This window comes from Salmonella sp. NW1250, from assembly GCF_051812965.1.
Classification (GTDB): Bacteria; Pseudomonadota; Gammaproteobacteria; order Enterobacterales; family Enterobacteriaceae; genus Salmonella; species Salmonella enterica.
This window is the reverse complement of the sequence record NZ_JAMNDD010000009.1, coordinates 68,269-88,334: the sequence shown is the minus strand read 5'-3', so window position 1 is coordinate 88,334 and position 20,066 is coordinate 68,269. Positions and strand designations below refer to the sequence as shown.

The 20,066-nt window shown below is 53.9% G+C and carries 20 protein-coding genes; 6 read left to right on the top strand and 14 right to left on the bottom strand.

What is annotated here, in order from left to right; translation table 11 throughout:
- The first annotated feature begins 14 nt into the window (after positions 1-14).
- Positions 15-551, top strand: a complete 537-nt coding sequence (gene hpt / locus NBA72_RS16275; RefSeq protein WP_000683342.1) for a hypoxanthine phosphoribosyltransferase — start codon at positions 15-17, stop codon at positions 549-551.
- A gap of 57 nt (positions 552-608) precedes the next feature.
- Here the strand turns inward: hpt and can are convergent, their stop codons facing one another.
- Positions 609-1,271, bottom strand: a complete 663-nt coding sequence (gene can, locus NBA72_RS16270) for a carbonate dehydratase (protein ID WP_000651591.1) — start codon at positions 1,269-1,271, stop codon at positions 609-611.
- A 108-nt stretch (positions 1,272-1,379) separates the two neighbouring features.
- On the opposite strand from can, the gene NBA72_RS16265 reads away from it, so the two are divergent.
- Both NBA72_RS16265 and NBA72_RS16260 read left to right on the top strand, forming a co-directional pair.
- Positions 1,380-2,306, top strand: a complete 927-nt coding sequence (locus tag NBA72_RS16265) for an ABC transporter ATP-binding protein (protein WP_000150628.1) — start codon at positions 1,380-1,382, stop codon at positions 2,304-2,306.
- The gene (locus NBA72_RS16260) at positions 2,303-3,073 is read left to right on the top strand and encodes an ABC transporter permease (protein ID WP_000983418.1); all 771 of its coding nucleotides are present in this window, start codon (positions 2,303-2,305) and stop codon (positions 3,071-3,073) included. Before NBA72_RS16265 ends, NBA72_RS16260 begins: the two co-directional genes overlap by 4 nt.
- A 113-nt stretch (positions 3,074-3,186) precedes the next feature.
- Here NBA72_RS16260 and NBA72_RS16255 read toward each other — a convergent pair whose 3' ends face one another.
- The 4 genes from NBA72_RS16255 to stiA are packed head-to-tail and all read right to left on the bottom strand — an operon-like array spanning position 3,187 to position 8,109.
- On the bottom strand, positions 3,187-4,263 hold the full coding sequence (locus tag NBA72_RS16255) for a fimbrial protein (RefSeq protein WP_042947563.1): 1,077 nt from the start codon (positions 4,261-4,263) through the stop codon (positions 3,187-3,189).
- A gap of 8 nt (positions 4,264-4,271) precedes the next feature.
- Complete coding sequence (locus tag NBA72_RS16250) at positions 4,272-6,818, bottom strand: fimbrial outer membrane usher protein (protein WP_042947561.1); 2,547 nt, start codon at positions 6,816-6,818, stop codon at positions 4,272-4,274.
- 26 nt (positions 6,819-6,844) lie between these two features.
- Entirely contained in the window at positions 6,845-7,528 is a 684-nt protein-coding gene (gene stiB / locus NBA72_RS16245) for a fimbrial biogenesis chaperone StiB (protein WP_001086407.1), read from the bottom strand.
- Between the two features lie 47 nt (positions 7,529-7,575).
- Positions 7,576-8,109 (bottom strand): Sti fimbria major subunit StiA, encoded by a 534-nt coding sequence (stiA, locus tag NBA72_RS16240; protein WP_017441540.1) that lies wholly within the window; start codon positions 8,107-8,109, stop codon positions 7,576-7,578.
- Positions 8,110-8,478: 369 nt separating this feature from the next.
- On the opposite strand from stiA, the gene NBA72_RS16235 reads away from it, so the two are divergent.
- Both NBA72_RS16235 and NBA72_RS16230 read left to right on the top strand, forming a co-directional pair.
- Positions 8,479-8,919, top strand: a complete 441-nt coding sequence (locus tag NBA72_RS16235) for a PTS sugar transporter subunit IIA (RefSeq protein ID WP_000901958.1) — start codon at positions 8,479-8,481, stop codon at positions 8,917-8,919.
- Positions 8,920-8,980: 61 nt separating this feature from the next.
- On the top strand, positions 8,981-10,210 hold the full coding sequence (locus NBA72_RS16230) for a polysaccharide deacetylase family protein (protein ID WP_000245316.1): 1,230 nt from the start codon (positions 8,981-8,983) through the stop codon (positions 10,208-10,210).
- A gap of 6 nt (positions 10,211-10,216) precedes the next feature.
- Here the strand turns inward: NBA72_RS16230 and panD are convergent, their stop codons facing one another.
- The 9 genes from panD to thpR all read right to left on the bottom strand — a co-directional run bounded on the left by panD (position 10,217) and on the right by thpR (position 17,467).
- Positions 10,217-10,597, bottom strand: coding sequence for an aspartate 1-decarboxylase (panD, locus tag NBA72_RS16225; protein ID WP_000621526.1), 381 nt, complete (start codon positions 10,595-10,597; stop codon positions 10,217-10,219).
- A gap of 94 nt (positions 10,598-10,691) precedes the next feature.
- A complete protein-coding gene (gene panC / locus NBA72_RS16220) occupies positions 10,692-11,546 on the bottom strand; it encodes a pantoate--beta-alanine ligase (RefSeq protein WP_000905350.1) in 855 nt (284 codons plus the stop codon).
- Between the two features lie 125 nt (positions 11,547-11,671).
- Positions 11,672-12,463 (bottom strand): 3-methyl-2-oxobutanoate hydroxymethyltransferase, encoded by a 792-nt coding sequence (gene panB, locus NBA72_RS16215; RefSeq protein ID WP_000805488.1) that lies wholly within the window; start codon positions 12,461-12,463, stop codon positions 11,672-11,674.
- 120 nt (positions 12,464-12,583) lie between these two features.
- Positions 12,584-13,063: a 2-amino-4-hydroxy-6-hydroxymethyldihydropteridine diphosphokinase gene (folK, locus tag NBA72_RS16210; protein ID WP_000150777.1), complete on the bottom strand. Its 480-nt coding sequence runs from the start codon at positions 13,061-13,063 to the stop codon at positions 12,584-12,586.
- Complete coding sequence (gene pcnB / locus NBA72_RS16205) at positions 13,060-14,457, bottom strand: polynucleotide adenylyltransferase PcnB (RefSeq protein WP_204355897.1); 1,398 nt, start codon at positions 14,455-14,457, stop codon at positions 13,060-13,062. The genes folK and pcnB overlap by 4 nt, the downstream gene beginning before the upstream one ends.
- A gap of 161 nt (positions 14,458-14,618) precedes the next feature.
- A complete protein-coding gene (gene gluQRS, locus NBA72_RS16200; protein ID WP_042947924.1) occupies positions 14,619-15,515 on the bottom strand; it encodes a tRNA glutamyl-Q(34) synthetase GluQRS in 897 nt (298 codons plus the stop codon).
- A 68-nt stretch (positions 15,516-15,583) separates the two neighbouring features.
- On the bottom strand, positions 15,584-16,039 hold the full coding sequence (dksA, locus tag NBA72_RS16195) for an RNA polymerase-binding protein DksA (RefSeq protein ID WP_001155232.1): 456 nt from the start codon (positions 16,037-16,039) through the stop codon (positions 15,584-15,586).
- 176 nt (positions 16,040-16,215) lie between these two features.
- Entirely contained in the window at positions 16,216-16,920 is a 705-nt protein-coding gene (gene sfsA / locus NBA72_RS16190; protein WP_000899408.1) for a DNA/RNA nuclease SfsA, read from the bottom strand.
- Between the two features lie 16 nt (positions 16,921-16,936).
- The gene (gene thpR, locus NBA72_RS16185; protein WP_001294178.1) at positions 16,937-17,467 is read right to left on the bottom strand and encodes an RNA 2',3'-cyclic phosphodiesterase; all 531 of its coding nucleotides are present in this window, start codon (positions 17,465-17,467) and stop codon (positions 16,937-16,939) included.
- Positions 17,468-17,539: 72 nt separating this feature from the next.
- Here thpR and hrpB point away from each other — a divergent pair, with 72 nt between their 5' ends.
- Positions 17,540-19,969 (top strand): ATP-dependent helicase HrpB, encoded by a 2,430-nt coding sequence (gene hrpB, locus NBA72_RS16180; protein WP_042947921.1) that lies wholly within the window; start codon positions 17,540-17,542, stop codon positions 19,967-19,969.
- The last annotated feature ends 97 nt before the right edge of the window (positions 19,970-20,066 follow it).

The following is a 20,066-nucleotide window of genomic DNA, read 5'->3' as shown; positions in this document are numbered from 1 at the left end:
ATATGGTTATAAATATGAAACATACTGTTGAAGTCATGATCCCCGAAGCGGAGATCAAAGCACGTATTGCCGAGCTGGGTCGTCAGATTACCGAACGTTATAAAGACAGCGGCAGTGAAATGGTGCTGGTAGGTCTGTTGCGTGGCTCATTTATGTTTATGGCGGACCTGTGCCGTGAAGTCCAGGTTCCTCATGAAGTCGATTTTATGACCGCCTCCAGTTATGGTAGCGGCATGTCCACCACCCGCGACGTGAAAATCCTCAAAGATCTGGATGAGGATATTCGCGGTAAAGACGTGCTGATTGTCGAAGACATTATTGATTCCGGTAATACGCTGTCGAAGGTCCGTGAAATCCTGGGCCTGCGCGAGCCGAAATCGCTGGCGATTTGTACGCTGCTGGATAAACCGTCTCGCCGCGAAGTGGACGTGCCGGTTGAGTTCGTTGGCTTTTCGATTCCGGACGAATTTGTAGTCGGTTACGGTATCGACTACGCCCAGCGTTATCGCCATCTACCGTATGTTGGTAAAGTGGTGCTGCTGGACGAGTAAGCGCAGAAATGCCGGATGGCGTCGCTAAAGCGACTTATCCGGCCTATAGCTAATTGCTTATTGGTGGGGAATGTATTTCAGACTTAGGGCGGAGATACCCTTATGATAGCCGTTCTCCAGCGTTTCTCTGTTGGTGGCGGTGACGTCAAGATCGCGCAGCAGGCCATCATTGATACTGTACGCCCAGCCGTGAATGGTCACATTCTGCCCGCGTTTCCACGCTGACTGCATAATGGTGGAATGCCCCAGGTTATAGACCTGCTCCATGACGTTCAATTCATAGAGCGCGTCCAGACGTTGCTCTTCGGGCATTTTTCCCAACAGCGAGCTATGTTTAAGCCAGATGTCGCGGATATGCAGCAGCCAGTTATTAATCAAGCCCAGCTCAGGGTTTTCTACCGCAGCCTTGATACCGCCGCAACCGGAGTGGCCGCAAATGATAATATGCTCAACTTCCAGAACATCTACCGCATACTGAACCACGGAGAGACAGTTCAGATCGGTGTGAATAACCAGGTTAGCCACATTACGGTGAACAAACAATTCGCCCGGTTCAAGCCCGGTTAAACGCTCTGCGGGAACGCGGCTGTCGGAACATCCAATCCATAGAAAGCGCGGTTTTTGCGCTTGCGCCAGTTTCTCAAAAAATCCGGGGTCCTCTTCCACCAGCATTTTTGACCATAGTGCATTGTTGCTGATGAGTGTATCTATGTCTTTCATGGAAGTTAACGACCTGTAACCAAATAAGTGCGTTGGGCTAATATAGGGCAACTCCGTAGTTATTTAAACCATATATAAAGTGTAAGAACGTAAAGTAAGTGAGAATTTATGACCATTGCGCTGGAACTTCAACAACTTAAAAAAACCTATCCCGGCGGCGTTCAGGCGCTGCGCGGCATAGATTTGCAGGTCGAAGCGGGGGATTTTTACGCGCTTCTGGGGCCAAATGGAGCAGGGAAATCGACCACCATCGGTATTATCAGCTCATTGGTTAATAAAACGTCCGGGCGCGTTAACGTTTTTGGTTACGACCTGGAAAAAGACGTGGTCAACGCCAAGCGACAGCTTGGACTGGTGCCACAGGAGTTTAACTTTAACCCGTTTGAAACGGTGCAGCAGATCGTAGTGAATCAGGCCGGTTACTACGGCGTGGAACATAAAGAGGCGGTTTTACGTAGCGAAAAGTATTTAAAACAGCTCGATCTGTGGGAAAAACGTAGTGAACGTGCGCGGATGCTCTCTGGTGGGATGAAACGCCGCCTGATGATCGCCCGCGCATTGATGCATGAACCTAAGCTATTGATTCTCGACGAGCCGACGGCGGGCGTCGATATCGAATTGCGTCGCTCGATGTGGGGATTCCTGAAAGACTTAAACGCCAAAGGCACCACCATTATTCTCACCACCCACTATCTGGAAGAGGCGGAAATGCTGTGCCGTAATATCGGTATTATTCAGCACGGCGAGCTGGTGGAAAATACCTCCATGAAAAATCTGCTTTCAAAGCTGAAATCGGAGACGTTTATTCTGGATTTAGCGCCAAAAAGCCCGCTACCTAAGCTTACGGGTTATCAATATCGTCTGGTGGATACCTCGACTCTGGAGGTGGAAGTGTTACGCGAGCAAGGGGTTAACAGCGTCTTTAGTCAACTGAGCGAGCAGGGGGTTCAGGTATTAAGTATGCGTAATAAAGCCAACCGTCTGGAAGAACTGTTTGTGTCGCTGGTGCATGAAAAACAAGGAGATCGCGCATGATGCAGCTTTACTGGGTTGCCCTTAAAAGCATCTGGGCGAAAGAGATTCACCGCTTTATGCGGATCTGGGTGCAAACGCTGGTGCCGCCCGTCATCACCATGACGCTCTATTTTATTATTTTCGGCAACCTGATTGGTTCGCGCATCGGCGAAATGCATGGTTTTAGCTATATGCAATTTATTGTGCCGGGCCTGATTATGATGGCGGTCATTACTAACTCCTACGCGAATGTCGCGTCGTCATTTTTTAGCGCCAAGTTTCAGCGCAATATTGAGGAACTGCTGGTCGCGCCGGTACCAACGCACGTGATCATCGCCGGATTTGTCGGCGGCGGCGTAGCGCGCGGGCTGTGCGTGGGGATTCTGGTGACGGCGATTTCGCTCTTTTTCGTGCCTTTCCAGGTGCATTCCTGGGTATTTGTCGCGCTAACGCTGATTCTGACCGCGATTCTGTTCTCGCTGGCCGGACTGCTGAACGCCGTGTTTGCGAAAACCTTTGATGATATCAGTCTGATCCCGACCTTTGTGCTGACGCCGCTGACCTACCTCGGCGGGGTATTTTACTCGCTGACGCTGTTGCCGCCGTTCTGGCAAGGGCTGTCGCACCTGAACCCGATCGTCTACATGATCAGCGGCTTCCGCTACGGCTTCCTGGGTATCCATGATGTACCGCTGGTGACGACGTTTGGCGTACTGGTGATCTTTATCGCCGCTTTCTACCTGCTGTGCTGGTCGCTGATCCAGCGTGGGCGCGGGTTGCGCAGTTAAGCGTTGACAGGGGCGTTGGGTTGCACCTCGCTTCATCCCATCTACGGGGCCGTAATATCAATGGGTTACGGGGCTGTAGGTGGGGGGAGGCTTGCTGAAACCCAACGCTTCTCTCAGCGAATCTGAATCTCCAGCGTGGCGGTAGCCTGGTATTCTCCGGTGTGGGGAACATGTCCGGTGGTATTGACCGGCGCGGCGGTGAACTCGGTGCTGCCTTTACCGTCTGTGTAATCTTCAATCGGCAATTCGGCGCTACCGCCGGGAACGATGGTCTTATCGTATTTATCGGAAATCCGTATCCCTAAATTCTCATTGTCGGTTTTCAGGTATTCCGGGTTGTGCGGATCGGTTTCTCCGTTCAATGACATTGACAGGTTGGTGCCGTCCGCCACGTTGCTACAGGTAAAGTTTACCTGAGTGGTGACGTGCGAGTTCTGCGGACTGTCGCCGAGATTACGAATATCTTTGCCCTCAATATCCGGCAGCCTGACCTCGATAACCTGCCCGGCGTTGATGGAACAGGACTGCGGCACGGTAATAGTTCCGGACATGGTGACGTGCGCGACAGGGGGAACGGCGGGGGGAATATTATCTCCGCTGCTGCCCGGCGTTTTTGATAAATAGAGATTCATGATCGTTGTTTGCGGGATCGAGATTTCGCCGACCAAAGGATGAGTAATATAAATCCTTACCGTGCCTTTATTGCCCGCCGTCATTGATTTCATTTCTGCATCGCCACAGCCGCCTGCGGAACTATCTTCATTGCTGATTGAGGAAAACGGGACAGGAATATTCTGGTTCAACTTCCCGGCTACATACGCTTCGGTGCCAATTTCCAGTTTGCCTGCCACGAGGACATAGTAATCCATATGTCCGTAGTATCGCGTCTCGCTGTGCGTGCCTTTCTGCGTCAGATCACCGGTGGTCGCGGTGAAATAGTTGTACCCGCGATAATCACTGTTATCGCAGTCGCATTTAGCCGAATATTCTCCGCCTGCTGACCAGTGCTCTTCAACGATGGTTCCCGTCTGGTTCCCATCCGTATCGGTAATGGTTTGATTAAAACTAAAAGGAAAATTATGCGTGCCGCTGGTGGGTTGACACCAGCCGCTTCCGTTGCCCATCGTTCCTTCTGCCAGCGCATGGCCTGAAAATAGCGCCAGCGCCAGCAGCATCCATAAATTCTTCATTGTGTTCCTCACTGGCAGACGGCGTTCGCCATCACGATGCCGTTCATATTTTTGCTGATATCAAGGCGGTAATCCGCGCGGCAAGAGGCGCTTCCCCAGTTCACCAGCAGCAGGCCCTCTTCCGGCAGGCCGCTGAGGAAGACCTGGCCTTTATCGCCGACGATACTGGCCAGGTTCGCATCCTGCCCATCGACGCTTGCCGTCGCGCCAAAGGGCACGGGCTCGCCATTGCTGCGCGTCAGCGTTAACAGCACGCGATAGCCCTTATGCGTGTCATACGCCGCGCGCACCACCGCATTACGCGTCGGGTAGACGGTCTGGTTGTTGAGCGGAATATCCACGTTGTCGGCAAACGTGCTGCTGTCGAGCGAGATATCGTAGCGATAATACGGCGTGACGTTGGGGATCACCGTATAACCCCGGAAGTCGGTGGCGACGCCGGTCTGGTTTTCAACCGAAACGCCGCTGGCGCCGGGCGCTTTAATTAAAATCGCCGCGCCGGTAATCGGCTGGCTCAGGGTAATACCGTTTTCGTGCGCCAGAATGCCGCCGCTGATGCCGTAGCTGACCTGTTGGCTATCTGGCGACTGATTGTAACCGGCGTTGAGGTTGGCATAAGTGCCTTTATAGCTGGCGTTTACCCCGCCGGAATCACCGTCTTGTGTGCTGTGGCTCTGCTGTAACGACCAGTTCAGGTTTCTGTCACGCAGCGCGGTGCCGCTAAGGGTGGTGCTGTTCACCGTGGCATCGTGCTTACGCGTGTTCAGCATATAGCTGGCGTATAGCCTGGAATCGAACACCGTAAACGGAACGTGCAGCGACAGCGTGAACAGCCGATCGTTCTGGTTATAACGATCGTCGTCGTTATCATCATCGTCATTGTCCGATCGGTACTGGTAGGTGTTTTTGTTATAGCTGTAGCTCAGCGTATAGCTCACCGGACCCCAGCTATTGTTGTAGCTGGCGCTCAGAGACTCCATCTGCTGCGCGCTGTGCCAGTAATCTTCTTTTACCCAACTTAGCGTTAAGGAACCGAGCGTATCGCTAATTTGCTGGTTGACCGAGGCTTCGAAACGATTATGGCGCTTGCCGTAGTTATCATAAAAATCGTCGTCCGGGTTGATCACCTCGCTCAGCGAATTGTAGTTTTCGCTGGCGTAACGATAGCCAGCCAGCGAAAACGTGGTGCCCGTACTGACGACGCCCTTGCTGTAGCGGACGCGCCAGGATTGCCCGATTTCTTTGCGGCCATCGTCAAATTTGGCGTGCGACCAGATGCCGTCCAGGGAAATGGCCCCCAGCATCTGCATATTTTGCCCGACGCCGAAGGCGACGGACTGGTATTTATCGCCGGCAATCTGGCTGCCGCCGTACAGGGTGATGCCCCACGGCAGGCCGTACAGCAGGGTTGCCTGGCCGAAGTCGTCCAGCGTGTGGTTGTTATAATCGCGATATTTACCCACGGTCACGCTGTATTTTGCCCGTCCGGTGCGCTGCAGAATCGGCAGCGAAGAGTAGGGCACGATAAAATGCTGTTCGCTGCCGTCGGCTTCTTTTACCGTTACGTCATAGTCGCCGTTGCTGCCGGTGGGAAACATATCGTTGATTTCAAATTCGCCCGGCGAAACGGCGGTCTGATAGGCGATATAGCCGTTTTGCCGCACGATAACCTGCGCGTTTGAGCGGGCGATGCCGCGAATCGTCGGGGCGTAACCACGCTGGCTGTTGGGCTGCATTTGATCGTCAGAGGTGAGCTGGAGGCCGCGAAAAGGTACGCTGTCGAACACGTCGGATGGCGTATTGCTGTCTCCGGCGGTGAACTGGCTTTTCAGCGCGATAATGTCGCGCTGTAAATAGTTATAAACGCTGTTCCAGCTACCGCTCTCGCCGTTATTTGAACTCCAGTTACTGTAGTTGCGAAAACGCCACGGCCCGAGGTTAAAACCCGGCTGGAGAGCGAGATACTTCGATTCCGCATCGTCGGAATCCTCGCTGGAACCGTACTCTTTATAGCCGCTGAAGCTGTAGTTCAGCATCAGCGCGGTAATCCCCTCCTGCCACTTTTCCGGCGGTACGTAGCCGCGCGCGTTGTTGGCGATGTAGAGTTGCGGGATGCTTACTGATAATGCCTGTCGCTGAAAATCAAACCGCTGGCTGGCGCCGGGGATAACGTTGAGATCGACGCAGCCTTTTTCACTCTCCAGCGTTGGAAAAAGGTCGGTTTTGACGCCGTTATCTTTTAGTTCCTGGAGCCGTAAACAGCCCTGTAATGCCTGTTGACCGTCACTGAGCGTCGCGAGTTGAAAATCAACGTTTTGTGCGCCGATTTCTGTTTTATTGATATTGATAGTGACGTAATAGGTGCCAGGCAGCTGGCTTTTGTCGTTATCAAATGTCGACAGATCGACGCTTGTGCGATTCGCCTGCCCATGGTTTTCAATAAATGCCGGATTGAAATAGTCGCGCGCCCATGCAACGTGTGTGAACGTGCTGCCCAGCGCGATACACACAGCGCAGCGCGATAAATAAAATACCCGGTGTTGCCTTTTGCACATCGGCACTCTCATCCCTGTCACTCTTCTCAAGGCGTTTGTTTATGTTCGGGGCCAATACCGCCAAAATCGTTGATGATAGACCAGACAATCGGGCCGCTGGCGGCGGCAGGCAGCGTGTACTGCGCGTTGCCGAAAGGCGCCACATAGCGCGGGGCTTTCACTTTTTGACTGCCAACGGAAAGGGTGGCGAAGTTCATATAATAGGGCGTGGGGTTCTTCACGGTGAGCGTGCGACCCTGACGCGACCACGTTAACCGATCGGCAACCTCTTCTGGTTTTTGGGTTAACGCTTTTGGCCGGTAAATCAGCTTAAATTCCGCTTTAACGGCCAGCATGAGTGTGTTGTGTTTATTGTCCGGATTGCTGCTGGGAATCGATTTAATATCCAGCCAGTACAGCGACTCGCGATCTTCCGGCAAATTGCCGCCGGTACGGATAATTCGTAGTACGTTCTTTTGCCCGCCATTAAGGCGAAAAAGCGGCGGGGTGACCATAAACGGCGCATCGCCGCTCGCCCCGGTTTCGCTGATCGATTGCGCCCAGGACTGAATTAAATAGGGAACGTTGTCGCTATTGCTTATCGATATGGACGCATCTTTGGCATCGCCGTGAAAAATAACCCGCGTTGTGCCGATGTTTATCCCTGCGGCATGCGCCAGCGAACCGCACAACAGGCAACAAAGCAACCCTGCTTTAGCCAATGAATTCATTGATGACCTCAATAAACAAAGGGGCCAGCCGACGCTGGCCACCAGGATCAGTTATATTGCAGATAGAATGTTGCGGTTGCATCGACCGTTCCCGACTTAACGGGAACCGCGGTGGAGATATAGCGGGCGGTGAAAGGCATTGAGAGTTCCGTCACCCCCTCTGTGAGCACGACTGCGGCAGACCATGCCTGAAGATCGTTAAAGGTCATAGGGGTGCTAGATTTATCAAGAATTTGCACGCCAATATTCTCAGCATCATCCTCATTTTTCAGGATGGTCGCATCGGTTCCGTCGAGTGTGCCTTCAAAGCGCGCCTGTACACTGCTGTAGACGTTTGCGTCGCAGTTTTCGAGTTCGATGGTGAAGTCTTTATCCCCTGCCGTCTGCCCTGCGGCAGTAAAAAGAGAGGCAAATTCGTCCTGTAATGTCACCTCTACTGAATCCGTTTTTACCGTACAGGCGTTTTGCTTAATGAGGCCGGTGATATGTACGGTGCCGTCTTTGGCGGTGTCGGCCAGCGCGGCGGGGGAGAGGGTGATGGCAGCCAGTGCCACAGTGAGTGTTTTTAAGGTGAGTTTCATTATCTTTGATCCTTTAAGATATTATAAATATTGACATAGTAACAATATCTATAGTGTGGAAAGTTATTGTTCTTTTTATTGCCGAATGAGTAAATATAATGTCCGATGATTTTTGCGGAGCGAAGAAAAATTCAGAAAACATAAATATGAAATATTTATAATATATATTTAATCAATTATTTTGGTGAGTGTTTGTTTAATTGAATCGCCGTGATTACCCTTTAATGGGCCAGGTTCTATGAAGGCTGTTAACAATTTTAAAAATAATGCAAATTTTTTTGAATAAAAAATGATCGTGGTCATAGTGTATTGTCGGCCAAAAAAACATGCTGACATCATGCAGGATTGGAGCTCAATGGAGGAGAAGTTATGCTGGGATGGGTCATTTCCTGTCATGACGATCGGGCGCAGGAAATGCTCGAAGGTCTTGAAAAGAAGTATGGGCCGTTGGCGCAGTGTCGGGCGGTCAATTTCTGGCGTGGGTTAAGCGTAAATATGCTCAGCCGCATGATGTGTGACGCCCTCCATGCCACCGACTCCGGTGAAGGCGTGATATTTTTAACCGACATTTCCGGCGCGGCGCCTTATCGTGTAGCGTCGCTGATGAGCCATAAACATTCTCAATGTGAAGTTATTTCCGGTGTCAGCTATTCATTGATGGAGGAAATGATTCCATGGCGAGAGTCAATGAGCAGTTCAGCATTTCGCGACCAGATTGTCGCGCTTGGCGCGCCGGATGTCACCAGTCTCTGGCATCAGCAGCAGAAAAATCCGCCTTTTGTATTGCTGCATGATTCGTATGAGTTTTGATCAATACCATTGACGACGCTTTTGCTACAATGACGGCGTTTTTTCGCCTCGGTTATGATATATGGTTATGCGCGTTGTTCTTATCTTGCTGTTCTTTTTCGCCGGTAATGTGTTGGCTGCCTTGCCCGCTCGTTATATGCAAACGACGAAAGATGCCGCCATCTGGTCGCAGATTGGCGACAAAATGGTGACCGTAGGGAATATCCGCGCCGGACAAATTCTTTCCGTAACGCCTGTTGCGGCTGATTATTATGCCTTTAAATTCGGCTTCGGTGTGGGCTTTATCGATAAAGGCCATCTGGAATCCGTGCAGGGAAAACAAAAAGTGGAAGATGGCCTGGGCGATCTTAACAAGCCGCTCAGCAATCAGAATCTGGTGACCTGGAAGGACACGCCGGTGTATAACGCGCCGGACATCAGTAGCGCCCCGTTTGGCGTATTGGTGGATAATTTGCGTTACCCCATTATTAGCAAGCTGCAAGGTCGGCTACATCAAACCTGGTATCAGATCCGTATTGGCGACAGGCTGGCTTATGTCAGCGCCATGGATGCGCAGGAAGACAACGGCATTCCGATTTTGACCTATCATCACATCTTACGTGATGAAGAGAATACCCGTTTTCGCCATACGTCCACCACGACTTCGGTTCGGGCATTCAGCAACCAAATGACCTGGCTTCGCGATCGCGGCTATGCCACGTTGACAATGTACCAACTGGAGGATTACATCCATAACCGCGCCAATTTCCCGGCGCGCGCGGTGGTTATCACCTTTGACGATGGCCTTAAATCGGTGAGTCGCTATGCGTATCCGGTATTAAAGCAGTACGGTATGAAAGCGACGGCATTTATTATCTCATCGCGTATTAAGCGCCATCCGCAAACATGGAATCCCAGATCGCTGCAATTTATGAGCGTGTCCGAATTGCGCAAGATAAGCGACGTTTTTGATTTTCAGTCGCATACCCACTTTTTACATCGGGTAGACGGGCATCGTCGCCCGATTTTATATAGCCGCAGCTACCATAATATTCTGTTTGATTTTGAACGCTCGCGGCGGGCGCTCGCACAGTTTACTCCGCACGTATTTTATCTTTCTTATCCCTTTGGCGGTTATAACGCGACCGCGATCAAAGCAGCAAAAGACGCCGGTTTCCATCTGGCGGTCACCACGGTGAGAGGGAAGGTGAAGCCGGGAGATAATCCGATGCTGCTCAAAAGGCTGTATATTCTGCGCACGGATTCGCTGGAAACCATGTCGCGGCTGATCAGCAACCAGCCGCAGGGATAAGGACTATCAGGCAACCTGTACCGGAATAGCTTTCGCGGTGCGCTTCATTTCGTTGTCGCCTTCAAAATAGGCCACTTTCGGACGCCATGTACGCGCTTCTTCATCAGACATGGTGACGAAGCTGGCGATAATCACAATGTCGCCAACTTCAGCGCAGTGCGCCGCCGCACCGTTCACCGAGATGATTCTGGAGCCGCGTTCAGCCGCAATCGCATAGGTTGAGAAACGTTTCCCATTGGTCACGTTCCAGATATCAATCGCTTCGTTTTCCAGAATACCGGAGGCATCAAGGAAATCCTGGTCAATGGCACAGGAACCTTCGTAGTGCAGGTCCGCCTGCGTGACTTTTACGCGGTGGAGCTTGCCTTGCAGCATGGTGCGAATCATAACTTCTTTACCCTGTCGTTTACCTTGGCTAAGCAGGCGTTTGTGGCCTGCTTTGGAAATTCTCAGGCAGTATTGCCCGATTTTTAACCCCTGTCTACTGGGCTAATGTAACGCTTTGATTATCGATCAGACGCGCCTGACCCAGCCAGGCGGCGGCCAGAATCACTGCGCGTTTGCTGGTTTCCGTCAGCTCCTGCAGCGTGTCGGCATCACGGATTTGAATGTCGTCGGCACGGAAGCCTTTTTCATTCAGTTCCTGTTCGGCAATGGCAATAATCTCTTGCAGCTCACGATTACCCGCAATCAGTTTTTCAGCGATGCTATTCATCACGTTGTGTAGACCCGGCGCAATTTTGCGCTGCTCTGCGGTCAGATAACTGTTACGTGAGCTGAGCGCCAGACCGTCTTTGGCGCGAATAATCGGCACGCCGACGATCTCAATGTCATAACTCATATCCGCCACCATTTTGCGGATCAGCGCCAGTTGCTGGAAATCCTTCTCGCCAAAGCAGGCGATATCCGGCTGGATCAGGTTGAACAGCTTGCTGACGATAGTCGAGACGCCGCGGAAGTGGCCCGGACGGCTGGCGCCTTCCAGCATGGTAGAGAGGCCGGGAACATCAACGTACGTCTGGCCTTCCAGCCCCTGCGGGTAGATTTCCTCAACGGCTGGCGCAAAGACATAATCGACTTTGCGTTTGTTCAGCTTTTCACAATCTTCCTGCAGCGTGCGCGGATAACGCACCAGATCGTCCGGCCGGTCAAACTGCATCGGGTTGACGAAAATGCTGACGATCACCACATCAGCCCGGGCTTTTGCCTCATCGACCAGCTTCATATGGCCATCGTGCAGGTTGCCCATGGTGGGAACCAGTGCGACGCGTTTACCTTCCTGACGCAGACGACGAATATGCTGGCGCAGCAGCGGCAGGGTTTCAATGATTAGCACAACAAAACTCCTTGAGTTGCTTGATGATCCTGCCCGATGGCGCTGCGCTTATCAGGCCTACATCCGTTGAGGATCGGTAGGCCGGATAAGACGCGTCGCGTCGCCATCCGGCACGGTCAGAAAAATTAGTGAAAGCTGTGTTCTTCGCCCGGATAAGCGCCGGACTCCACTTCAGCCATATACTGCCGTACGGCGGCGCGCATGTCGCCCGCCTCGGCAAGGAAATTTTTCGCGAATTTGGGAATATGGCCGCCGGTGATGCCAAACGCATCGTGCATCACCAGGATCTGACCGTCGGTGACGTTGCCCGCGCCGATGCCGATCACCGGAATCGACAGCGCTTCCGTGACGCGCTTCGCCAGCTCAACCGGCACGCACTCCAGCACCAGCAGTTGAGCGCCAGCCGCTTCTAAAGCCAGCGCGTCATCCAGCAGCACTTGTCCTGCATCTCCGCGGCCCTGAATTTTATAGCCGCCGAAGATATTCACCGACTGTGGCGTTAGCCCCAGATGACCACAAACCGGCACGGCGCGTTCGGTGAGCATTTTCACCGTATCAACCAGCCAGGCGCCGCCTTCAATTTTGACCATATTGGCCCCCGCACGCATCACGATAGCCGCGTTTTCACATGCCTGTTCCGGGGTGGCGTAAGCCATAAACGGCAGGTCGGAGAGCAATAGACAGTTGGGCGCGCCACGTCGCACGGCACGAGTGTGGTAAGCGATATCTTCCACGGTGACAGGCAGAGTGGAGTCATGCCCCTGAATCGTCATGCCCAGCGAGTCGCCAACCAGCATCACATTGATACCTTCGTCGGCAAATAACTTAGCGAAGCTGTAGTCGTAGGCGGTAATTGTCGCGAAGCGTTTTTTCTCTTGCTTGCATTTCTGCAGCAGTGAAATAGTGGTGGGTTTCATAACGTTTCCTGATGGTAAAAGTTATATTTCCCGGCATTCTAACAGTCATATTCAGGGGGGCAATTGATTTAAGCAATCGTTTGGCGCTAAAGCAGTAAACGCTAAAGGGGAGGCGATGTTTTACCAGTGGGCGGGTTTTGCAGCACCAAGATGGGTGAGATGCTGATGCAGGCTGATACCATCCGGAAAGATCAGATCAGGAGCGATTTCGAATAACGGCCACAGCATAAAACCGCGGTTTTTCATGTCGTAGTGCGGCACGGTCAGACGGTCGGTGTTAATGACTTCATCGCCAAACAGCATAATGTCGAGGTCCAGCGTGCGCGGCCCCCAGCGTTCGGCTTTGCGCACCCGGCCCTGTTGCAGCTCAATGCGCTGGGTATGGTTAAGCAATTCTTCGGGGGCGAGGGCGGTATCCAGCGCCACCGCGGCGTTCAGGTAATCGGGCTGATCCTGTGGGCCAAGCGGCGGCGTGCGGTAAAACGAAGACACCGTGACGATACGGCTATCGGGAATGTCGGCGATAGCCTTCAGGGCGGCATTGACCTGCTCCAGCGGAGAGGCCAGATTACTGCCAAGCGCGATATACGCGATCGTCATACGGTGCCCTCGCGGCGCGGCGCGCGTTTGCGCGGACGTGAACGGCGGCGGCGTGGAGCAGGATCGTCGTCCAGCTCGTTGAGCATCCCTTTTTGTTCCGGCGGCGCGGAAGCCTGAAACTCGGCCCACCACTGCGCCAGACGTTGCAGCTCAGTATTATTTTCCACCTGAGCGCGCAGCTCCAGTAAATCAAACGCGGCGCGGAATTTGGGATGTTCCATCAGTTTCCAGGCGCGTTTGCCCTGGCGTCGCGACATCCGTAACTGAAGCTGCCAAATATCACGGGTAAGCGTGGTAAGGCGTTTCGGGATCGCCAGTGAACGGCAGGCTTCATCCAGCACGTCATTCATGGCCAGCGCGAAAGCGTCGTAATAGGCCAGACCGCTCTCCTGAGCGATTTTTTGCGCCATCTCCAGCAGCGGATACCAGAACATGGCGGCAAACAAAAATGCCGGATTAACGCGCATCTCGTTACGGATGCGGTTATCCGTATTCTTCAACACCTGCGCAATGATACGTTCCATTGCGCTGTCGCCGTTTTCGGTGAAATAACGCGTAATGGTAGGAAACAACGGCTGGAAGAGGTTGTATTCCCGCAGTTGTTGATAGGTTTCAAAACCGTTCCCCGCCTGCAACAGCTTCAGCGACTCTTCGAACAGGCGCGCGGGAGGAATGTCGTTTAGCAAGGTTGCCAGACGCGGGATTGGCTCAGCCGTTTCAGGGCTGATACGCATATTGAGCTTCGCAGCGAAACGCACGGCGCGCAGCATTCGAACCGGATCTTCGCGGTAGCGCGTTTCCGGATTGCCGATCAGGCGAATTACGCCTTCTTGCAGATCCTGCATCCCGCCGACGTAATCGCGCACGGTAAAATCCGCTACGCTGTAGTAAAGGCTGTTGATGGTGAAATCGCGGCGCTGGGCATCTTCTTCGATAGAGCCGAAGATGTTATCGCGCAGCAGCATACCGTTTTGCCCACGCTGGGAGGTCGTACGGTCGCTTTCACTGCCTTCATGATGACCACGAAACGTTGCCACTTCGATAATTTCCGGGCCAAACATCACGTGAGCCAGGCGGAAACGACGCCCCACCAGACGGCAATTGCGGAATAATTTCCGTACCTGATCCGGTGTTGCGTTGGTGGTCACGTCGAAATCCTTCGGCTTTTTGCCGAGCAGGAGATCGCGGACGCCGCCGCCGACCAGGTAGGCTTCATAGCCCGCTTTGTTCAGCCTGTACAGTACCTTGAGGGCATTTTCACTGATATCTTTGCGGGAGATAGCGTGCTGTTCACGCGGGATAATCGTCATATGTGGACGGGCGACGGCTTGTTCTGCCTCGCTCTCCTCGCGGCTTAACACCTTACGGCAAAAATTAGCGACTCGGGTAAAAATAGCGCACCTCGGTAGTGTCATACATTAATAAGATCAACTTACTCTATGTCTTTCGCATTACGGCAGACGGGCGTAAGAGAGCAACGCGACCTGGGCTGTAAGCATCATTAACGCCGCAGCAATGCGAAAGACGATGAGCAAAAATAGCGGCTAATCATAGCTCAGCGAGACGCATTTGAGAATGCCGGATTTACATTAGCCGATGTGGGTACGGCTGTAAGCCTCCAGTGCGTCACCGCAAAGCGCAGCAACTCCTCAACAGACATCTCCTGCCACGCTACGACGTCGCGTTGGCCTAAAAAGCGCAATGCCTGGACCAGTACCGGGCGCGGATCGCCTGTCGCAAGCGCAGGGGCATGATTTTGCTTGGAAAGTTTAGCGCCTTGTTCGTTGAGCGCCAGCGGAAGGTGCACGTAACCAGGCGCACGCCAGCCAAACTGTTTATACAGCGAAAGTTGTCGGACAGTGGGTTCGATTAAATCTGCGCCGCGGACGATCTCCGTCACCCCCTGAAAATGATCGTCGACCACCACGGCCAGATTATAAGCAAACAGTCCGTCGCGGCGGTGGATAATAAAATCTTCGCTCGCCAGCTGTGGGTCAGCCTGGATATCGCCGCGCAAGGCATCATGGAAACGCATCACCGGATGCTGCTGTTTAATTCTGACGGCGGCATTCTCCGGCCCGTGGCATAACGTCCGGCAATGGCCGTCGTAAATACCGCCCAGACGTTGAATGCGCGAGCGGGGGCAAGTGCAGTAGTAGCTCAGTCCCTGCTCATGAAGCCAGGCCAGCGCCTCGCGATAAGCCTCATGACGCTGTGATTGCCATAAGACCTCGCCATCCCAGTGCAGGCCGTAATGTTCCAGCTGGCGCAGAATGGTCGCTGCGGCACCGGGAACTTCACGTGGGGGGTCGATATCCTCTATGCGAACGCGCCAAACTCCGCGTTGCGCACGGGCTTGTAGATAGCTGCCGAGGGCGGCGATTAACGAGCCGAAATGCAGTTCGCCGGATGGCGACGGCGCGAAACGGCCAATATAGTGTGAGTCAGTCATGCTGCGGGCAATAAAGAATAAGGCGGGAAAACTCCCGCCTGTCATAAATAGGGTAGAAACGAACGGGATTAACCCGCCATCTGTTTTTCGCGAATTTCAGCCAGCGTTTTGCAGTCGATGCACAGATCGGCTGTTGGACGCGCTTCCAGGCGGCGGATACCAATTTCCACCCCGCAGGACTCGCAATAACCGAAGTCTTCATCTTCCACTTTCTTCAGCGTCTTCTCGATCTTTTTGATCAGTTTGCGCTCACGGTCACGATTACGTAACTCCAGGCTAAACTCCTCTTCCTGCGCGGCGCGATCGACCGGATCGGGGAAGTTGGCGGCTTCGTCCTGCATGTGCGTCACAGTGCGATCGACTTCATCCCGGAGTTGATTACGCCATGCTTCAAGAATACGCTTGAAGTGCGATAGCTGGGCTTCGTTCATATACTCTTCGCCCGGTTTCTCCTGGTACGGCTCCACCCCAGCGATGGCGAGAATACTCAGGGACGATGTTTTACGGTTTTGCCCTTCTTGCATGTTGCTTCTCCTTAACACGCACTATCGATCCCCATGTTCGGGGGAAAATCAGGTCGCTATAAATAGCAGATGCTTTTCCGGATAGCAATTATCTAAACGTAACACTTGACAACCCTGTGAGGAAAAGCGTATTTACGCACGCGGCCAGAATACTTAATAATCAGGCTGTTATTCCACTACAACGTTATGGGTACTGGTTCGTTCAGTTCCATTTTTTGGGCTGAAAGTTCTGCTTTATAAGCTAAAACTTCCACGCCTTTATTCTGAGCCTCGCTCAATAGCTGCGCGTATTTTATATCGATATGACGTGCGGGTGAAAAACGTGTAATGGCGGAGTGCAGCACCGCGAACACTACCACCGCGCGATGACCTGCCGCCGCAACGCCCATCAACTCCCGAAGATGTTTTTGCCCTCGTTCGGTGATGGCGTCGGGAAAATAACCGTTTTCTTTTTCCGCTAACGTGACCGATTTCACTTCAATATAGCAGTCCGGGCGGAAATCTGCCTGTAACATAAAATCTATACGGCTGCGCTCGGCGCCATATTTGACTTCACTTTTCAGAATATTGTACCCCGCCAGCGCCGGCAGGCGATTCTCCTGAATCGCTTCTTTCGTTAGCTGGTTCGCCCGCAGCGTATTCACGCAAATGAATGCGCCGAATTGCGTTTCAGTCAATTCCCAGGTATGCGGATATTTGCGTTTAGTATTTTCTGATGTCGAATACCAGACGGTATCGCCAGGCGTGGCGCAGCCGGTCATCGCGCCGGTATTAGGACAGTGCAGCGTAAGCGTTGTACCGTCAGGGGTGATCACATCGGCTAAAAAACGTTTATAGCGCTGAATCAGCGTAGCGCGTTGTAAAGGGGGTGAGAATAGCATCGACATTCCTTCATTATTATTCGCCCAGCGTCCAGCGCTGCAGCTCGGCATAGCGGGTACGGCCTTGCCCATACGAAGAGGCGTAAAGCGCAAACGACGTGACCGGAAATGACCAGCAAAAGCCCGGCGGCGGGATAGCCACCGTATGGCTGGCGTCGCGCAGCAGCGTAATATGCGGGTGAAAAGGCTGCGGGCTTTGGTAACAACCGCTGCGGGCGGCCTGCGCGCGCAGCATATTAGCCAACTGCAACAACCCGCGCGGCGGCTGGCGCATCCCCAGCCACACCACGCGTGAACGTAGCCACTGACCGGCGTCATCCAGATGTAGCGTAAAGCCCGGCTGGCGAATTCGTCCGGCCAGTTGCGCAAGCGCGCGCTGCTTATCGCTACTGACGTCGCCTAAAAAGGCCAGCGTCAGGTGCAGGTTCGCCGCTGCCACGGGGCGTCCGTCTTCAGACGCAAAATGGGCGGCGCGCCAGGCGATAATTTGCGCGCGCGCGTCGTCGGGTAAGTCAATCGCAAAAAACAGCCGTTTTGGCTCAGACATAGGGATACTCGGTTATGGATTAACACGATGCTACAATGCGGCGCAAAGAAAGTTAACCCCGTGGAGCCGTTTGTGACGTCATTGCCCGTTGCCGCCGTATTGCCTGAATTGTTGACAGCCCTAAAAACCGCGCCGCAGGTTTTGTTGTCCGCGCCTACCGGGGCGGGGAAATCCACCTGGTTGCCGTTGCAACTCCTGCAACAGGGGCCGGTTGCTGGAAAAATCCTTCTGCTTGAACCGCGTCGTCTGGCGGCGCGTAATGTCGCGCAGCGTCTGGCGGAAGCGTTGAATGGAAAGCCTGGCGAAACGGTAGGTTACCGGATGCGCGCGCAAAGCTGCGTGGGGCCGCGTACCCGGCTGGAAGTGGTGACCGAAGGCGTATTGACCAGAATGATTCAGCGCGATCCCGAATTACGCGGCGTGGGGCTGGTGATACTGGATGAATTTCATGAGCGCAGTTTACAGGCGGATTTAGCGTTGGCGCTGTTGCTGGATATCCAGCAAGGGCTCCGTGACGATCTCAGGCTGTTAATTATGTCTGCGACGCTGGATAACGACAGGCTTTGTCAGCGACTGCCTGATGCGCCGACGATCGTCTCGGAAGGGCGCGCGTTCCCGGTGGAGCGACGTTATCAGCCGCTCGCGGCGCATTTGCGTTTTGATGAAGCCGTCGCGATGGCGACAGCGGAACTGCTGCGCAATGAAAACGGTTCGCTGCTGCTATTTTTACCCGGCGTAGGCGAAATACAGCGCGTTCATGAACATCTGGCGTCGCGGGTAGGGAGCGATGTCCTGCTTTGTCCGCTGTATGGCGCATTGTCTCTGGAAGCGCAACGCAAAGCGATTGTTCCCGCCCCCGCCGGGATGCGTAAAGTGGTGTTGGCGACTAACATTGCCGAAACCAGTTTGACGATTGAAGGGATTCGTCTGGTCGTCGATAGCGCTCAGGAGCGCGTGGCGCGATTCGACGCGCGAACGGGACTGACGCGGCTGGTTACGCAGCGTATCAGTCAGGCGTCAATGACGCAGCGCGCGGGGCGCGCCGGACGACTGGCGCCGGGTATCTGTTTACATCTGCTGGCCAAAGAACAGGCGGAGCGGGCGGCGGCGCAAAGCGATCCGGAAATCTTACACAGTGACCTTTCCGGTTTGTTGATGGAGGTGTTGCAGTGGGGATGTCACGATCCGGCATCGCTTTTCTGGCTGGACAGACCGCCGGAGGTGAATCTTCAGGCCGCCCGCCGTTTATTATTGATGTTAGGCGCGCTGGAGGGCGAGCGGTTAAGCGCGCGGGGCCGGAAAATGGCGGCAATGGGTAACGATCCGCGCCTGGCGGCGATGTTAGTCAACGCCGACGAGGGCGACAGCGCCGCCACCGCCGCCATGCTCGCGGCCATCCTTGAGGACCCGCCGCGCGGCGGCGGTACGGATTTAAGCGTGCTATTTTCGCGGCGACAGCCGGGCTGGCAGCAGCGTAGCCAGCAGCTTTTAAAACGGCTGCAGGTGCGTAATGGCGAGCCGGATAGCGCGCTTATTATGCCGCTGTTGGCCAGAGCGTTTAGCGACCGCATCGCGCGGCGTCGTGGTCAGGAAGGGCGCTATCAGTTAGCCAATGGTATGGGCGCGATGTTAGATGCGGATGACGCGTTGGGACGTCATGAATGGCTGATCGCGCCGCTGTTGCTGCAAGGTAGCGCCTCGCCGGACGCCCGAATATTGTTGGCGCAGCCGCTGGATATTGCCTCGCTGATTCAGGCGTGTCCTGATTTACTGCGCCAGTCTGACACGGTTGAATGGGACGAAGCGCAGGGAACGTTGAAAGCGTGGCGCAGAATGCGTATTGGACAGTTGACGGTTAGCGTTCAGCCACTGGCGAAACCGTCTGAAGAGGAGCTTCATCAGGCGATGCTGAACGGCATCCGCGATAGAGGTCTGGCTGTCCTTAACTGGACGCCGGAAGCGGAGCAGTTCCGTCTGCGTCTGCACTGTGCGGCGAAATGGCTGCCGGAATATGACTGGCCTGCCGTGGATGAGACGTCGCTGCTGGCGACTCTGGAAAACTGGTTGCTGCCGCACATGACAGGCGTACAGTCGTTACGGAGTCTGAAATCTCTGAATGTGACTCAGGCGTTACGGGGACTGCTTGACTATGCCATGCTGCAACGTCTGGATAGTGAACTGCCTGGGCATTACACTGTGCCGACGGGAAGCCGAATAACGATTCGTTATCATGAAGATAACCCGCCCGCACTGGCGGTCAGAATGCAGGAAATGTTTGGCGAAGCGAAGACCCCAACCATCGCTCAGGGCCGCGTGCCGCTGGTGCTGGAACTGCTTTCGCCTGCGCAGCGACCGCTACAGATTACACGCGATTTAAGCGCTTTCTGGCAGGGGGCGTATCGCGAAGTGCAAAAAGAGATGAAGGGCCGTTACCCCAAACATGTCTGGCCGGACGATCCGGCGAATACGGCCCCAACGCGGCGCACGAAGAAGTATTCGTGACGTGTTATACGTTGCCTCCAGGCCGGATAAGGCGTTAATCGCCATCCGGCAAAAGAGTAAATTGAGAGATTTCTTCTTCTGTCGTCTGGCGGAAGAA

Bases quoted from the DNA above. Each gene is read 5' to 3' on its own strand.
- stiB (WP_001086407.1), bottom strand. From the start codon at position 7,528: ATGAATTCATTGGCTAAAGCAGGGTTGCTTTGTTGCCTGTTGTGCGGT.
- thpR (WP_001294178.1), bottom strand. From the start codon at position 17,467: ATGTCTGAGCCAAAACGGCTGTTTTTTGCGATTGACTTACCCGACGAC.
- NBA72_RS16265 (WP_000150628.1), top strand. From the start codon at position 1,380: ATGACCATTGCGCTGGAACTTCAACAACTTAAAAAAACCTATCCCGGC.
- NBA72_RS16250 (WP_042947561.1), bottom strand. From the start codon at position 6,818: ATGTGCAAAAGGCAACACCGGGTATTTTATTTATCGCGCTGCGCTGTG.
- hpt (WP_000683342.1), top strand. From the start codon at position 15: ATGAAACATACTGTTGAAGTCATGATCCCCGAAGCGGAGATCAAAGCA.
- gluQRS (WP_042947924.1), bottom strand. From the start codon at position 15,515: ATGACTGACTCACACTATATTGGCCGTTTCGCGCCGTCGCCATCCGGC.
- NBA72_RS16230 (WP_000245316.1), top strand. From the start codon at position 8,981: ATGGTTATGCGCGTTGTTCTTATCTTGCTGTTCTTTTTCGCCGGTAAT.
- can (WP_000651591.1), bottom strand. From the start codon at position 1,271: ATGAAAGACATAGATACACTCATCAGCAACAATGCACTATGGTCAAAA.
- NBA72_RS16235 (WP_000901958.1), top strand. From the start codon at position 8,479: ATGCTGGGATGGGTCATTTCCTGTCATGACGATCGGGCGCAGGAAATG.
- sfsA (WP_000899408.1), bottom strand. From the start codon at position 16,920: ATGCTATTCTCACCCCCTTTACAACGCGCTACGCTGATTCAGCGCTAT.
- dksA (WP_001155232.1), bottom strand. From the start codon at position 16,039: ATGCAAGAAGGGCAAAACCGTAAAACATCGTCCCTGAGTATTCTCGCC.
- folK (WP_000150777.1), bottom strand. From the start codon at position 13,063: ATGACGATCGCGTATATCGCGCTTGGCAGTAATCTGGCCTCTCCGCTG.
- stiA (WP_017441540.1), bottom strand. From the start codon at position 8,109: ATGAAACTCACCTTAAAAACACTCACTGTGGCACTGGCTGCCATCACC.
- NBA72_RS16260 (WP_000983418.1), top strand. From the start codon at position 2,303: ATGATGCAGCTTTACTGGGTTGCCCTTAAAAGCATCTGGGCGAAAGAG.
- panB (WP_000805488.1), bottom strand. From the start codon at position 12,463: ATGAAACCCACCACTATTTCACTGCTGCAGAAATGCAAGCAAGAGAAA.
- NBA72_RS16255 (WP_042947563.1), bottom strand. From the start codon at position 4,263: ATGAAGAATTTATGGATGCTGCTGGCGCTGGCGCTATTTTCAGGCCAT.
- panD (WP_000621526.1), bottom strand. From the start codon at position 10,597: ATGATTCGCACCATGCTGCAAGGCAAGCTCCACCGCGTAAAAGTCACG.